This is a genomic window from Herbaspirillum sp. C9C3 (assembly GCF_013359625.1).
In the GTDB taxonomy this organism is placed as follows: Bacteria; Pseudomonadota; Gammaproteobacteria; order Burkholderiales; family Burkholderiaceae_D; genus Herbaspirillum.
The window spans coordinates 335,759-350,704 of the sequence record NZ_JABFMQ010000001.1 but is presented as its reverse complement, the minus strand read 5'-3'; the positions used below and the strand labels follow the sequence as shown (position 1 = coordinate 350,704).

General features: G+C 62.9%; 16 protein-coding genes. 3 read left to right on the top strand and 13 right to left on the bottom strand.

All coding sequences use genetic code 11. The features are described 5' to 3' along the window. The first annotated feature begins 111 nt into the window (after positions 1 to 111). Positions 112 to 801, top strand: coding sequence for a response regulator transcription factor (locus HNO82_RS01650; RefSeq protein ID WP_008328501.1), 690 nt, complete (start codon positions 112 to 114; stop codon positions 799 to 801). Between the two features lies 1 nt (position 802). Next, the gene (locus tag HNO82_RS01645) at positions 803 to 2,224 is read left to right on the top strand and encodes an ATP-binding protein (RefSeq protein WP_175342526.1); all 1,422 of its coding nucleotides are present in this window, start codon (positions 803 to 805) and stop codon (positions 2,222 to 2,224) included. An 83-nt stretch (positions 2,225 to 2,307) separates the two neighbouring features. Here HNO82_RS01645 and HNO82_RS01640 read toward each other — a convergent pair whose 3' ends face one another. The 5 genes from HNO82_RS01640 to HNO82_RS01620 form a co-directional block, all read right to left on the bottom strand. Beyond that, positions 2,308 to 3,564: a serine hydrolase domain-containing protein gene (locus HNO82_RS01640; protein ID WP_249776907.1), complete on the bottom strand. Its 1,257-nt coding sequence runs from the start codon at positions 3,562 to 3,564 to the stop codon at positions 2,308 to 2,310. A 3-nt stretch (positions 3,565 to 3,567) separates the two neighbouring features. Further along, positions 3,568 to 4,479, bottom strand: a complete 912-nt coding sequence (locus tag HNO82_RS01635; protein ID WP_175342525.1) for an SPFH domain-containing protein — start codon at positions 4,477 to 4,479, stop codon at positions 3,568 to 3,570. A 45-nt stretch (positions 4,480 to 4,524) separates the two neighbouring features. Then, positions 4,525 to 4,959 carry an NfeD family protein gene (locus tag HNO82_RS01630; protein ID WP_175342524.1) on the bottom strand — a complete coding sequence of 145 codons (435 nt, stop codon included), beginning with the start codon at positions 4,957 to 4,959 and terminating at the stop codon, positions 4,525 to 4,527. A 137-nt stretch (positions 4,960 to 5,096) separates the two neighbouring features. Then, the gene (gene ppsA, locus HNO82_RS01625) at positions 5,097 to 7,451 is read right to left on the bottom strand and encodes a phosphoenolpyruvate synthase (RefSeq protein WP_249776906.1); all 2,355 of its coding nucleotides are present in this window, start codon (positions 7,449 to 7,451) and stop codon (positions 5,097 to 5,099) included. A gap of 10 nt (positions 7,452 to 7,461) precedes the next feature. Then, complete coding sequence (locus HNO82_RS01620; protein WP_249776905.1) at positions 7,462 to 7,749, bottom strand: hypothetical protein; 288 nt, start codon at positions 7,747 to 7,749, stop codon at positions 7,462 to 7,464. 67 nt (positions 7,750 to 7,816) lie between these two features. On the opposite strand from HNO82_RS01620, the gene ppsR reads away from it, so the two are divergent. Next, complete coding sequence (gene ppsR, locus HNO82_RS01615; protein ID WP_034350275.1) at positions 7,817 to 8,671, top strand: posphoenolpyruvate synthetase regulatory kinase/phosphorylase PpsR; 855 nt, start codon at positions 7,817 to 7,819, stop codon at positions 8,669 to 8,671. Here ppsR and HNO82_RS01610 read toward each other — a convergent pair. From HNO82_RS01610 to HNO82_RS01575, 8 genes are all read right to left on the bottom strand, one after another. Further along, on the bottom strand, positions 8,652 to 9,113 hold the full coding sequence (locus tag HNO82_RS01610; protein WP_249776904.1) for a DUF6314 family protein: 462 nt from the start codon (positions 9,111 to 9,113) through the stop codon (positions 8,652 to 8,654). The two genes, ppsR and HNO82_RS01610, sit on opposite strands and share 20 nt — an antisense overlap. A gap of 47 nt (positions 9,114 to 9,160) precedes the next feature. Next, the gene (locus HNO82_RS01605; RefSeq protein ID WP_175342520.1) at positions 9,161 to 9,952 is read right to left on the bottom strand and encodes a TrmH family RNA methyltransferase; all 792 of its coding nucleotides are present in this window, start codon (positions 9,950 to 9,952) and stop codon (positions 9,161 to 9,163) included. Between the two features lie 11 nt (positions 9,953 to 9,963). Then, positions 9,964 to 10,596: a ribonuclease HII gene (rnhB, locus tag HNO82_RS01600; protein WP_175342610.1), complete on the bottom strand. Its 633-nt coding sequence runs from the start codon at positions 10,594 to 10,596 to the stop codon at positions 9,964 to 9,966. A 68-nt stretch (positions 10,597 to 10,664) separates the two neighbouring features. Next, positions 10,665 to 11,840 carry a lipid-A-disaccharide synthase gene (gene lpxB, locus HNO82_RS01595; protein ID WP_175342519.1) on the bottom strand — a complete coding sequence of 392 codons (1,176 nt, stop codon included), beginning with the start codon at positions 11,838 to 11,840 and terminating at the stop codon, positions 10,665 to 10,667. Then, complete coding sequence (lpxA, locus tag HNO82_RS01590; RefSeq protein ID WP_175342518.1) at positions 11,824 to 12,612, bottom strand: acyl-ACP--UDP-N-acetylglucosamine O-acyltransferase; 789 nt, start codon at positions 12,610 to 12,612, stop codon at positions 11,824 to 11,826. The genes lpxB and lpxA overlap by 17 nt, the downstream gene beginning before the upstream one ends. A 136-nt stretch (positions 12,613 to 12,748) precedes the next feature. Continuing rightward, the gene (gene fabZ, locus HNO82_RS01585; protein WP_006462531.1) at positions 12,749 to 13,213 is read right to left on the bottom strand and encodes a 3-hydroxyacyl-ACP dehydratase FabZ; all 465 of its coding nucleotides are present in this window, start codon (positions 13,211 to 13,213) and stop codon (positions 12,749 to 12,751) included. Beyond that, complete coding sequence (gene lpxD / locus HNO82_RS01580) at positions 13,206 to 14,294, bottom strand: UDP-3-O-(3-hydroxymyristoyl)glucosamine N-acyltransferase (protein ID WP_175342517.1); 1,089 nt, start codon at positions 14,292 to 14,294, stop codon at positions 13,206 to 13,208. Before lpxD ends, fabZ begins: the two co-directional genes overlap by 8 nt. A 129-nt stretch (positions 14,295 to 14,423) precedes the next feature. Continuing rightward, the gene (locus HNO82_RS01575) at positions 14,424 to 14,933 is read right to left on the bottom strand and encodes an OmpH/Skp family outer membrane protein (RefSeq protein WP_237713536.1); all 510 of its coding nucleotides are present in this window, start codon (positions 14,931 to 14,933) and stop codon (positions 14,424 to 14,426) included. Between the last annotated feature and the right edge of the window lie 13 nt (positions 14,934 to 14,946).

Sequence of the window (14,946 nt, the reverse complement as noted above, 5' to 3'; positions counted from 1 at the left end):
TGCAATTGTAAAGAAGGACTGAAACACTTCTGCAAAACCTTTTACGGCATATTACGGGCTGCCGACGCCCTGCGGCCTGGAGGCAGGGCAATTCGAGAATGGAATGCAGCAATGTCTAAAGTGCTTTTGATCGACGATGACGTGGAACTCGTCGAGATGCTCAAGGAATACCTGGAGCAGGAAAAATTCGAAGTCAACGTCGCCCATGACGGTGAAGCCGGTGCCGCCGAGGCGCTTACCGGGCAGTACGCCATCGCCGTGCTGGATGTGATGATGCCGCGTCTGAACGGCGTCGACACCCTGCGCCGCATCCGCGCCAAGAGCAACATGCCGGTGGTGATGCTCACCGCCAAGGGCGACGACACCGACCGCATCATCGGCCTGGAACTAGGTGCCGACGACTACGTCCCCAAGCCCTGCACCCCGCGCGAGATTGCCGCACGCATCCGTGCCATCCTGCGCCGCGCCTCGGCCGAGAACAGTGAGCAGGCGCCCTATTCCCCGCTGGCCGTGGGTGCCCTGTCGATGTGGCCGGAACAGCGTCGCGCCACCTGGAACGGCCGCCCGCTGGAACTGACCAGCAGCGAATTCAACCTGCTCGAAGTCCTGGCCCGCAACGCCGGCAAGCCGGTCAGCAAGCAGACCCTGTCCGAACAGGGCCTGGGCCGTCCGCTGGCGCGCTTCGACCGCAACATCGACGTGCACCTCTCCAGCATCCGTCAGAAGATCGCCGCGCTGGGCAGCGACAAGAGCTGCATTCAGACCGTCTACCGCCTGGGCTATCAGTTCATCAAGGAATAAAGTGGGCCGGCTTTTCTGGAAGTTCTTCTTCTTCATCGCGATCGCCCAGATCACTGCCACCTTCGGCGTGGGCGTGCTGTTCTGGATTGAGAACCTGGAACGCAGCAACCGCAATTCGGAGATCGACCTCAGTCCGCCGGCTTCCTTCATGATCCGCTCGGCCGCCGCCACCCTGCAGTTCGGCGGCCCGGAAGCCCTGCGCAGCCTGATCAACGAAGGTCGGCCGCATCGCCTGCAACTGTATGCGGTCGACGAAAACAATCAGGACCTGATGGGCCGCGAGGTGTCTGCGCATCTGGTAGCACAGGCACGCCGGGTGCTGACCACCGAGCGTGATCGCCGGGTGGTGGAGCTGGTCAAGGCCGCCAACGGCCACAGCTACCTGATGTTCATTCCCACGCCCAACGACGAGTTCGGTCCGCCGCCGGGGGGCATGCCGGGTCCCGAGCCGCGCTTCATGAAGGAGCACGGTCCCAAGCCGCTGTTCTTCCCGACCATGCCCATCGTCGTGGCACTGCTGGCCAGTCTGGTGTTTGCGCTGCTGCTGGCCTGGTACTTCTCGCATCCGATCCGGCATCTCAAGAACGCCCTCAACCAGGCTGCCAATGGCAATCTGGATCTTGAGCTGGAGCCGGTCATGAGCGCCCGCAACGATGAACTGGCCGACCTGGGCCGCGACTTCGACGTCATGACGAGCAAGCTGCGCACCCTGATGGAAAGCCAGCGCCGCCTGTTGCACGACGTCTCGCACGAGCTGCGCTCGCCCATTGCGCGCCTGCAGATGGCCATCGGCCTGGCGCGCGTGCAAGACAAGGACAAGCTGGAACTGACCCTGGAACGCATCGAACGCGAGAGCGTGCGCATGGACAAGCTGGTGGGTGAATTGCTGACCCTCTCGCGCCTGGAAGCCAATGTGCCCGGCTCCATGGAAGAAGCCATCGCCATCCAGCCCTTGCTGGCCGACATGACCAATGACGCCAGTTTCGAGGCCGAGGCGCTGGGCAAGGCGGTGGAAAGCAGCATCGATTGCAGGGTGCAGGTCAAGGGCAATCCTGAACTGCTCTACCGCGCCATCGAAAACGTGCTGCGCAACGCCATCAAGCACACCGCGCCCGAGACGGCGGTACAGGTCGTGACCGAGATCGACGAAGACAACAAGCTGCTGCACCTGTCCATCCTGGATCGCGGGCCGGGCGTGCCGGAGGAAGAAATGGACAGCATCTTCGAACTGTTCTTCCGCAGCAGCCGTACCAAGAGCAACAGTGCCGGACATGGACTGGGACTATCGATTGCCCGCCGCATCGTGGAGGCGCACCAGGGCTTCATCCGTGCCGCCAACCGGCGTGATGGCGGGCTGCGGGTGGACATTACCCTGCCCTTCATGGCCGACGAGCCGGCACGCGGAGAAACGCTGGAGAGCTGAACGCGGCGGTCAGCATCCATCACATCAAGCCCCGTCCCGCTTCACGCCGGACGGGGCTTTTCAATGTGCGGCTGATCCCTGGGTCAGGGCGCAGCCGGATTGATGATGGCATTCATCAGCCCGCGCTGCACCGCCACCTGGAAAGCCTGCAGCTCGGTCACGCCTTGCTCGGGCGGATAGGGAATCGGCAAGCGGTTCATCAGCACGGCCCAGGTCCAGCCATCGGCGCGCCATTGCAGGTAGGCATAGGTGCCGGTAGTCAGTGCGCCGCTGTGGGAGAGGATCTCCACGCCATGGCTGCGGGTGACGACCCAGCCCAGCCCGTAGTTGTTCTCGGCCTGGGCGGGATTGCGCTGCTGCATCAGCGCCAGCGTCCGCGGCTGCAGCAAGGCCGGCATGCCGCGTCCTTGCGTGGCATCGGCAAAGCGCACCAGATCGGTGGCCGTGGCGATCCAGCCAGCGGTGGCATCCATGCTCCGGAAGTGCAGCCCCGAGTAGGACTCCGGACCGGTGGCGCCGCTGCCGTCGCGATCGGCGACCGCGGGCCAGCGCGGGTCATCGTAGTAGACAGTCTCATTGGCCGCGCGCTCGATGCGGCGGTCGCCGGCGATGGCGGCGTCCTCCACCCTGGAAGGCTGGAACACCAGCGACTGTACCGCCTGCTCGTAGGACATGCCGGACTTCTGCTCGATGATGCGGCCCAGGACGTTGTAGGCGAAATTGCTGTAGAAATATTCACTTCCGGGCGCTGCATCCAGCAAGCGTTGCTTGAGCACGTAGGCCATCACATCGTACGCCGAGGCCGGGGCCGGCACCTGGCGCGCCCTGGCGATGTTGACCAGATCGTATTGCGGATCATAGTCGCTGCCACCCCAGCCGCTGGTGTGCTGCAGGAGTTCGCGCAGGGTGATCTTCAACACCCGCTGATCCAGCGGCTGGGCGAAATCGGGATAGGCCGAGTCCGGCAACAAGCCCTCCGGGCCGAACACGGGGCGATCCAGCGCCTGCGGCAATTCCTTCTCGAACAGCTTGAGTACCGCCACAGCCGTCACCGCCTTGGAGATGCTGCCGATACGAAAACGTGTGATGGGCGTGACCGGCGTGTTGGTTTCGGTCACCGCCATGCCATAGCCGCGCTGGTAGACCGGCTTGCCCTGATAGGCAATCGCGATGCTGGCCCCCGGCACCGGGTATTGCGCCAGCAATTGCGTCATCTGCTGGTCAACGCGTTCGGCCAGGGCGGCCTGGTCGACCTCCTGCGCGGTGGCGCGAACGGAAATGCACACCAGGCCAGCCGCCAGCAGCCTGACCATGAGAACGGACGTAAAACGTGGACGCATGACTTATTTCTGTTGTTTCACCACTTGCAGGGCCGAAGCGATCAGCCCGCTCATGTCCGACAGGTTGGCCGGCACGATGATGGAATTGTTGGTCTTGGCCAGCTTGCCGAAGGCTTCCACGTACTGCTCGGCCACCTTCAGGTTGACGGCGTCCGAGCCGCCCGGCTGCTCGATGGCGGCGGCGGTCTTGCGGATGGCCTCGGCACTGGCTTCGGCAATCGCAAGGATGGCGGCGGCCTGACCTTGGGCGCGGTTGATGGAAGCCTGCTTCTCGCCTTCGGAGCGGGCGATGGCGGCTTCACGCTCGCCGGTGGCAATGTTGATCTGCTCCTGCTTGCGGCCTTCGGAGGCGGCGATCAGGGCGCGCTTTTCGCGTTCAGCGGTAATCTGGGCCTGCATGGCATGCAGGATTTCCTTGGGCGGGGTCAGGTCCTTGATCTCGTAGCGCAGCACCTTCACGCCCCAGTTCTCGGCCGATTCATCGATGGCGCTGACGATGGCGGTGTTGATGTGGTCGCGTTCTTCAAAGGTCTTGTCCAGTTCCATCTTGCCGATCACCGAACGCAGCGTGGTCTGGGCCAGCTGCGTGATGGCGGCGATGTAGTTGGAGGAGCCATAAGAGGCGCGCATCGGATCGGTGATCTGGAAATACAGGATGCCGTCGACCTGCAATTGGGTGTTGTCCTTGGTGATGCAGACCTGCGGCGGCACATCCAGCGGGATTTCCTTGAGGATGTGCTTGTAGGCCACGCGGTCGATGAAGGGCACCACGATGTTCAGACCCGGGGCCAGCGTGGCGTGGTATTTGCCCAGGCGTTCGACCACCCAGGCGTGCTGCTGCGGGACCACCTTGACCGTCTGCACGACGAAGACGATGGCAAGGAAGAAAATGACCAGAGTAACGCTACCCAGCATGGAATTCTCCTGAAAACGAGAGGGGGGAAGAAATGAAGATACCGATCAACGTGGCGCAACCAGCAAGCGGCTGCCACGGATTTCGCGGATGACGAAGCTGCCGGGGCTGGCATGATGGCCGGGCAGCAGCTCCACATCCCACTGCGCGCCGCGATAAGGCACGCGCGCCATGAACTGGTTGCCGTGCACCTGCCAGGCCGCAACCTCGACGCTCTGGCCGATATCCAGCAGCAGATTGGGATCATCGTTGGCGCTGCTGCGGCGCAGCCGGCCATAAGGACTGCGGCGCAAGCCCAGCACGGCAGCCACACCCACCACGGCGGCCACCAGCAACTGCCACTCCAGCACCAGCCCGCACCACGCGGCGATGGCACCGGCCGCCATGCCCAGCGCGATCATGAGCAGGTAAAAGGTGCCTGTGAAGAGTTCTGCACCCAGCAGCCCGCCAGCCAGCACCAGCCAGATAGCCCAGTCCGTCATCGTTGAACCCCCATGAAGAAAACTGCAAACACGGCAAGTCTACCGCAGCTTGGGAAACCAAAAACAAAGGCGCGGACATTTCTGCCCGCGCCTTCCACTTCTTTTGAAGACCGTCGTCAGTGACGCTTAAAGCTTCATCACTTCTTGGCCAGGTGCTGCCAGGTGTCGATGACGGTATCCGGGTTCAGCGAAATGGACTCGATGCCCTGCTCCATCAGCCATTCGGCGAAGTCCGGATGATCCGACGGACCCTGACCACAGATGCCGACGTACTTGCCCTTTTCGCGGCAGGTAGCAATGACCTTGGTCAGCAAGGCCTGCACGGCCGGATCACGCTCGTCGAAGTCAGCGGCCAGCAGTTCCATGCCGGAATCGCGGTCCAGGCCCAGGGTCAGCTGGGTCAGGTCGTTGGAACCGATGGAGAAGCCATCGAAGTGCTCCAGGAACTGCTCGGCCAGAATCGCGTTGGACGGCACTTCGCACATCATGATGACGCGCAGGCCGTTCTCGCCACGCTTGAGACCATACTTGCCCAACAGACCAATGACCTTCTCGGCCTGGCCCAGGGTACGCACGAAGGGCACCATCACCTCGACGTTGGTCAGGCCCATGTCTTCACGCACGCGCTTCATGGCCAGGCATTCCATCTGGAAGGCTTCGGCGAAGTCGTCGGCCAGGTAGCGCGCGGCACCACGGAAGCCCAGCATCGGGTTTTCTTCGTCCGGCTCGTAGCGCGAACCGCCGATGAGCTTCTTGTACTCGTTGGACTTGAAGTCCGACAGACGCACGATCACCGGCTTGGGCCAGAAGGCGGCGGCGATGGTGGCGATGCCTTCGGCCAGCTTGTCGACGTAGAAGGCCTTGGGCGAGGCGTGGCCACGGGCCACCGATTCGACCGCCTTCTTCAGGTCAGCGTCGATGTTCGGGTATTCCAGGATGGCCTTGGGGTGCACACCGATGTTGTTGTTGATGATGAATTCCAGACGCGCCAGGCCGACACCGCCGTTGGGAATCGACTGGAAGTCGAAGGCCAGCTGCGGATTGCCCACATTCATCATCACCTTCAGCGGGATCGGCGGCAGTTCGCCACGGGCCACTTCGGTCACTTCGGTTTCCAGCAGGCCGTCGTAGATCTTGCCTTCGTCGCCTTCGGCGCAGGAGACCGTCACCAGGGTGCCATCCTTGAGCACTTCGGTGGCATCACCACAACCCACGACCGCCGGCACGCCCAGTTCACGCGCGATGATGGCGGCGTGGCAGGTACGGCCGCCACGGTTGGTGACGATGGCCGAGGCACGCTTCATGACCGGTTCCCAGTTGGGGTCGGTCATGTCGGCCACCAGCACGTCGCCGGGCTGCACGCGTTCCATTTCAGCCGGATCGCTGATGACGCGCACCGGACCGGCGCCGATCTTCTGGCCGATCGCACGGCCGGTGGCCAGCACGGTGCCCGAGCTCTTGAGCTTGAAGCGCTGTTGTGCATCGGTCGCCTTCTGCTGCGACTTCACCGTTTCCGGACGGGCCTGCAGGATGTAGAGCTTGCCGTCGCGGCCGTCCTTGCCCCATTCGATGTCCATCGGACGCTGGTAGTGCTTCTCGATGATGGTGGCGTACTTGGCCAGTTCCACCACTTCGGCGTCGGTCAGGGAATAACGGTTGCGCAGTTCCACCGGCACATCCACGGTCTTGACCGAACGGCCGGCCTTGGCTTCGCCGGTGAATTCCATCTTGATCAGCTTGGAACCCAGGTTGCGGCGGATCACCGGCTGCTTGCCCAGTTCCAGCATGGGCTTGTGGACGTAGTATTCGTCCGGGTTGACGGCGCCCTGCACCACGGTTTCACCCAGGCCATAGCTGGAGGTGATGAAGACCACATCCTTGAAGCCGGATTCGGTATCGATGGTAAACATCACGCCAGCCGCGCCCACGTCCGAACGGACCATGCGCTGCACGCCGGCCGACAGGGCCACTTCCGCGTGGGTGAAGCCCTTGTGGACGCGATAGGAAATCGCGCGATCGTTGTAGAGCGAGGCGAAGACGTGCTTCATGGCTTCGAGCACGTTGTCGATGCCGACCACGTTCAGGAAGGTTTCCTGCTGACCGGCGAAGGACGCGTCGGGCAGGTCTTCTGCGGTGGCGGAGGAGCGCACGGCGAAGGACATCTCGGCGGTCGAATCGGCCACCAGCTTGTCGTAGAAGGCACGGATTTCCTGATCCAGGCGCGGCTGGAACGGGGTTTCGACGATCCATTGACGGATCTCGGCACCGGCTTGCGCCAGCGAGCGCACGTCATCGATATCCAGACCTTCGAGACGTTTGGCGATACGGGCGGCCAGGGTCGGGCCTCCATCGGCGCTGTGCTCCAGGAAATCGCGGAAAGCTTGCGCAGTCGTGGCAAAACCGCCCGGCACGCGAACGCCCGCGCCGGCCAGCTGGGAGATCATTTCACCCAGCGATGCGTTTTTGCCACCGACGGACTCGACGTCCGTCATGCGAAGAGTTTCAAAGGAGGCTACGTATACCGCCCCCTGGGTGTTTACTGCGTTGGACATGACAACCCCTAGCTTGATGATAAGAAATCTTCGCGGGCGCGGCATGGGTCGGTTTATTTTTGTTATTCTGCGACGGTTGCGGCAGCAGGTGCGGCGTCGAGGACCAGCCCATGGACAGCATCAGGCGCGCAGCCGCACCGAGGACGTTTGCCAGTGCAAACATCATCAGGAACTCGGGCCAATTGCGCAGGTGCATGACGGTCATCAAGATGGGCTTCTCGAAAGTGTTGCCAAGCATTGTACCGCGTGAAATCATTTTTGTTCGTAGCACCTAATACTTTTTCTATTTTCCAAAAGACAACTAAATGCTCGACCCCATGCCGATCCCGCACCCTTCCCCCGTTCTGGCCGCCAACCGCACCGTGTTCTTCGTCTCCGACGGCACCGGCATCACGGCGGAGACCTTCGGGCATTCGGTGCTGAGCCAGTTCGAGCTGCGTTTCAAGCAGATCCGCCTGCCCTTCATCGATACTCTGGAAAAGGCCCACGACGCCACCCGCAAGATCAATGAAGCCTATGCGGTGGATGGCAAGCTGCCCATCGTCTTTTCTACGCTGGTGAAGTCGGAACTGTCCTCGGTGATCCGCCGCGCCAAGGCCATGCACATGGACCTGTTCCAGACCTTCGTGGAGCCGCTGGAGCAGGAACTGGAGATGAAGTCCACCCACACCATCGGCCGCAGCCACAACACCACCGATTCGGAGGAATACCGCAACCGCATCGAGGCCATCAATTTCTCGCTGGCGCACGATGACGGGCAATCCAACAAGAACCTGTCGGAAGCCGACGTGATCCTGGTAGGCGTGTCGCGCTCGGGCAAGACCCCGACCAGCCTGTACCTGGCCATGCAGTTCGGCATCAAATGCGCCAACTATCCGCTCATTCCGGAAGACTTCGAGCGCGAGAAGCTGCCCAGCGGCCTGGTGCTGCACAAGAAGAAGATTTTCGGTCTGACCATTGCGGCTGAACGCCTGTCGGAAGTGCGCAATGAGCGCCGCCCCGGCAGCAAGTACGCCTCGCTGGAGAATTGCCGCTATGAGATCAATGAGGCCGAGAAGATGATGCGGCGCGAAGGCATCCGCTGGATGTCCTCCACCACCAAGTCCATCGAGGAAATCGCCGCCACCATCCTGCAGGAGATCAAGCTGGAGACGCGCTGAGCGAAAATCGGCGTGAAAATTCAGTAAGCACGCGGGTGCACTTCCTGGGGCCCTGAATGGACGTGTCCATGGTGAAGGAATTTTCACTATGGGCTGTATACGCCGCCGTATAGCAATCCGGGCCGCACAGGTGATCGGCGGCCGGCATGAGCGCCTGTCCTTGCAGCAGGTAGTCCTGGTAAGGCTGACCGATGCGCTCGCCGTCGGCAAACAGCACTGCCAGGCGATCAGCGCTGAAACGATAGTCAAAGACGCGGGTGAAGGGGATCAGGCGAGCCGGCGCGGCTACCATGCGCAACTGCCCCTGCTCGCGATAGATCAGTTGGCCGGGCAGCGCGCCCATGGTGAAGCTCAATTCACCCGTGGCCGTCGCCTGGGGGGACGCGCTGCCCTCCCAGATGGTCCGGGTGAAGAGCCACTCTCCACGGAAATAGTCGGCCATGGCGGCCATGTCCTTTGGCGGAAAGACAGCCATGGTCGGCACCGCCGTCAACGCCCGACGGTGCGCTGACGCAGTTGTTCGAACAGGCAGACGGCGGCGGCAGCAGCCACGTTGAGCGACTCCATCTGGCCCAGATGCGGAATCACCACTTCATGCGTGGCCGCATCCTGCAAGGCTGGCGACACGCCCTGCCCTTCATGCCCCAGCAGCCAGGCGACCGGACCGGACAGGTCACAGTCATAGATGGTCTGGGCCGCATGCGAACTGGTGGCCAGCAAGGGGATGCGGCTGGCGGCGCACAGGGCCACCAGATCGGCATTCTCGAAGATATCCAGCACGAAGTGCGCGCCCATGCCGGCCCGCAAGACCTTGGGCGACCAGGCGGCCGCCGTACCCGGCGAGCAAAACACCTGTTTCACGCCCGCAGCGGCCGCACTGCGCAGGATGGAGCCGAGATTGCCCGGATCCTGCAGGCCGTCCAGCAAGACGGCCGACTCCTTCAAGGACGTGGGGGCAGCAGGCTCCGGCGTCGTCACCAACAGCAACAAGCCCACGCCGTTTTCCACCGTACTGATGGCGTCATAGAGCTTGTCGGCCAGCACCAGGCATTGCGCGCGCAATGCTTCACATTGCGTCAGAATGGGTGCCACTTCAGGGTGATACCGGGCACTCTCGGCCACCACACAGACCTGTGGCGCGCCGCGATGCTGCAACCAGGCTTGCGCCAGATGCACGCCATCCAGCAGGCTCTGGCCGGCACGGCGGCGGGCCTGGCTGCTGGTGGCCAGCTGCTTCAAGTCCTTGAAGACCGGATTGTCCTTGGAGGTGATCAGTTTCATGCTCATCACGTTCACGCCATCCTTGCGGCCTGGCTCGACAGCAAGGCCCTGACCGGCGCGTAGGAACGACGATGCACCGGCGAGACGCCATGCAGGCGCAGCATCTCCAGGTGCAGCGGCGTGGGATAGCCCTTGTGGCGATCAAAACCGTAATGCGGATAAGTGTCATGCAAGACCATCAGCGCCGCATCGCGCGCCGTCTTGGCCAGGATGGAGGCGGCCGAGATGGCGGGCACCTTGTCGTCGCCCTTGACGATGGCTTCGCAGCGAATGCTCATGACCGGGCAGCGGTTGCCGTCGATCAGGGCCAGCGTGGGCGGCGTGGAGAGCGCTTCCACCGCGCGCCGCATGGCCAGCATGCTGGCGTGCAGGATGTTGAGTTCGTCGATCTCCTGCTCGTTGCAGGAGGCAATGGCCCAGGCCAGGGCCGATTCCTTGATTTCCAGCGCCAGGCTGTCGCGCGCGGCTTCGGAGAGCTTCTTGGAGTCGCGCAGGCCCTTGATCGGACGTGCCGGATCAAGGATCACGGCCGCCGCAAACACCGGCCCGGCCAGCGGACCGCGGCCGGCCTCATCGACCCCGCAGAGGATCTCGCCGGTATGGTCGTCAAACAAAGCCAGGGTATGGGGGGCCGCCTTGGGCATAGCAAATTCCTTCATCAAACTCTCAAACGGATCGCCGCAGCGATCCTTCTTCCCGGTAGATCCGCCGATCAGCGGCGCCGCGCACCCATGACTTCACAGACCGCATTGGCGGCTTCCCGGCTGGTATCGCGCAACAGGGACTGATGTATATCGGCAAAACGCCGCACCAGACGCTGCTGGTGCGCATGGTCTTCCAGCTGGTGCCACATGGCATCGGCCAGCGCCTGGGGCGTGGCCTGGTGCTGCAACAGTTCCGGCACCAGGAAATCGCGCGCCAGGATGTTGGGCAGGCCCACCCAGGGTTGGTAGGCCATGTGCCGCATGATCTGGTACGAGGCCCAGTTGACCTTGTAGGAGATCACCATCGGCTTCTTGTACAGCGCCACTTCCAGCGAGGCCGTTCCGGAGGCCACCAGCACGGCGTCCGAAGCCTCCATGGCGCTGTGCGACTGGCCACGGATCACGCTGATGCCAAGATCTTCATATCCGCCCTGGCGAATCTGTTCTTCAAAAAAGGCCATCTGGCGCTCGCCCGCCATGGGCGTGACGAACTGCAATTGCGCATCACGCTGCCGCAACAACCGTGCTGCGGCGAGGAAACCTTCGCCATTCTGCTTCAGTTCGCTCATGCGGCTACCCGGCAGGATGGCCACCACCCTGCCCGGCCCGGTCAGGCCCAGACGCTGGCGTGCACCCTCGGTATCGGGTTGCAGCGGGATCACCTCGGCCAGCGGGTGGCCCACATAGGTGACCGGGACCCCCGCCTGGCGATACAGGTTTTCCTCGAAGGGAAAGATCACCAGCATGTGCGACACGGCGCGCTGGATCTTTTTGATGCGCCAGCCGCGCCAGGCCCAGATCTGCGGGCCGATGAAGTGGATGGTCGGGATACCGGCCTTCTTGAGTTGCTCTTCCAGGCCCAGGTTGAAACCGGGGTAATCGACACCCACGAAGACGTCAGGCCGGTCCGCCAGCAGCTTGTCGCGCAGCGACTCCTGGATGCCCTTGATCTCGCGGTAACGCGGAATCACCTCGAACAGGCCACGCACGGTCAGCTTGTCCATCGGCCAGTCGCTGGCAAAACCCTGGGCCATCATGTGCTCGCCGCCAATGCCATGCAGGCGCACTTCCGGCAGGCGCTCGCGCACCCCGGCCAGCAGGCGGCTGCCCAGCAGGTCGCCCGAGCTTTCCCCGGCCACCAGTGCGATCGACTGGCGGCGCGTGATGTCAGCGGATGATGCCACGGGCCGAAGCCTCGATGAACTCGCGCAGCAGGCGGATGTGTTCGGCGCTGTGGGCGGACTTGGCTTCCATGTCCGCCAGTTGCTGCTTGGCTTCTTCCAGCGGCAGGCCGGCGCGGTAGATCACCTTGTAGGCGCGCTTGATCTCCATGATCTGCTCGCTGCTGAAGCCACGCCGCTTCAGGCCCTCGCTGTTGATGCCGGCCGGCACCGCACGGTTGCCGGCGGCCGTCACGAAGGGCGGCACGTCCTGGCTCACGGCCGCCGTAAAGGCGGTCATGGCGTGGGCACCGATATGGCAGAACTGGTGTACGGTGGTGAAACCGCCCAGGAACACGTGGTCACCCAGATGCACGTGGCCGGCCAGGGTGGCATTGTTGGCCAGGATGATATGGCTGCCCAGCTGGCAATCATGCGCCAGGTGGACGTAGGCCATGATCCAGTTGTCGTTGCCGATGCGGGTGGCACCGGCATCCTGGACGGTGCCCCGGTTGAAGGTGACGAATTCGCGGATGGTGTTGCGGTCGCCGATCTCCATGGTGGTCGGCTCGCCTGCGTACTTCTTGTCCTGCGGGGCCGCGCCGATGGAGGCGAACTGGAAAATCTCGTTGTCGCGGCCAATCGTGGTGTGGCCTTCGATGACCACGTGAGGACCGATGCGCGTGCCGGCACCGATGCGCACGTCGGGGCCGATGACGGCGTAGGCGCCGATCTCGACCGATTCGTCGATCTGCGCTCCGGGAGCGATCACTGCGCTGGGATGGATCTTGGACATGTCCTGTGCTTCGATGGGTTCACGAGTTGCACATCTTGCAATGAAGCAATCTGTACAATGAATCAGGCCCGGCGCGATCTTGCCGATCACCGCCGGGCCTGGCTTGATGCGTCAAGCCTTGCAGGGTGGCCTGTGGTCAGGCGCTCTGGCTGGCGTCGGCGGCGCTGCGCATGGTGCACATCAGGTCGCCTTCCACGGCCACCTGACCGTCCACGGTGGCCACGGCGCGATATTTCCAGATGCCACGGGCACGGCGGGTGATTTCCACTTCCATCTTCAACTGGTCGCCCGGCTCCACCGGACGCTTGAAGCGGGCATTGTCGATGCCGACGAAGTAGACCACGGTATTTTCATCGGGCTTGCGGCCTTCGGTCAGGAAGGACAGCAACGCAGCCGTCTGGGCCAGTGCCTCGATCATCAGCACGCCCGGCATCACCGGCTTGTGCGGGAAGTGGCCGTTGAAGAATTCTTCATTCACGGTCACGTTCTTGATCGCGGTGATCGTCTTGCCGCTCTCCCAGTTCAGCACGCGATCGACCAGCAGCAGCGGATAGCGGTGCGGCAGGTACTGTTTGATTTGATTGATGTCGAGGCTATTCATTCTCTTCTTGATTCTCTGAAAGCAGGGCTTGGCCTGCTTGTTCTTGTGTCAACGTCTTAAGCGATTTTTCCAACGCCCGGATTTTCTCACGCATCGTGCCCAGATTGCGCACCAATGCAGCGGATTTTTCCCAGTCGCGGTGTTCGGTGATGGGATAGAAGCCGGTGTACTGCCCCGGCTCCAGGATGGAACGCAAGGCCAGCGTACCGGCCGAGACGTGCACCTTGTCCACGATGGTGATGTGACCGTGGATCATGGCCGCGCCGCCGATGGAGCAGTATTTGCCGATTTTCGCGCTGCCTGCGATACCGGCGCAGGCGGCAATGGCGGTGTGGGCGCCGATGTGGCAGTTATGGGCGATCTGGATCTGGTTGTCGAGCTTGACACCCTCCTCGATCACGGTATCGGCCAGGGCGCCGCGGTCGATGGTGGTATTGGCGCCGACTTCGACGTCGTCACCGATCATGACACGACCTACCTGGGGAATCTTGATCCATTGTCCGGCTTCATTGGCAAAGCCGAAGCCATCGGCCCCGATGACGGCACCCGAATGGACGATGCCGCGGGCACCGATCTCGCAGGCGTGATGCAGCGTGGCACGGGCGTGGAAATGGGTGTCCTCGCCCACCCGGGCATGGTGGCCGATGAAGCTGCCGGCGTCGATGCGGGCGCGGGCGCCGATGACGGCACCGGCCTCGATCACCACCAGCGGGCCGATCACGGCATCCGCAGCCACCTGGGCCGATGGATCGACCACGGCACTGGGGTGGATCCCCGCCGGTGCGCGCACTTCGGCCTCGGCCTGGAACAACTGGGCGGCGCGGGCGAAATAGGCGTAGGGGTTGCGGGTGACGATACGGGCACCGGCGTAGCCCTGCACCTGGGCGTCGTCAGCCTCGGACAGGATCAGCGCCGCCGCCTGGGTCTGGTCGGCCTGCGCGCGGAACTTGGGATTGGAAAGGAAGGTGATGTGGCTGGCACCTGCGGCATCCAGCGGCGCGATGCCCTGGACGGCGATGGCCGCATCCCCCTTCAACTGGCCGCCCAGGCGCTCGACCAGTTGCTGCAGTCGAATACTCATCTTGGCTTTTCCGAATGATAGGTCTTGCTTGGCGTTACGGTAGAACAAAGGCCGCCATCATGGCAGCCCCTGAAGCGACGTGCGGGCGCCAGGGTGTCGCCACCCCGCGCCCGCACGGTATCACAGCGATTACTTGGCCAGTTCCTTCAGGACCTTGTCGGTGATGTCGATGCGCTTGGAAGCGTAGACGGCTTCCTGGAAGACGATATCGTACTTCTCGGCATCGGCGATCTGGCGGATCACCTTGTTGGTGCGCTCCAGGACCACGGCCAGTTCCTCGTTGCGACGCTGGTTCAGGTCTTCGCGGAACTCACGTTGCTTGCGCTGGAATTCCTTGTCCAGGTCGGACAGGTCACGCTGGCGCTTGGCGCGGTCGGAGTCCGACAGCACGGCGGCATCCTTGTCCAGCTTGTCGGACTGGGCTTTCAGGCGCGCAGCCATGTCTTGCAGGTCACGGTCACGCTTGGCGAACTCGGCTTCCAGCTTGGCCTGCGCTGCCTTGGCAGGGGCTGCCTCGCGGAAGATGCGCTCGGTGCTCACGAAAGCGATTTTGGAGCCTTCCTGCGCATGGGCGGGGGCAAAGCTCAACAGGCAGGCAGCCATCACGATGGTCTGCAGGGACAGGAACGATTTGGTCATGAACTTCAAGATT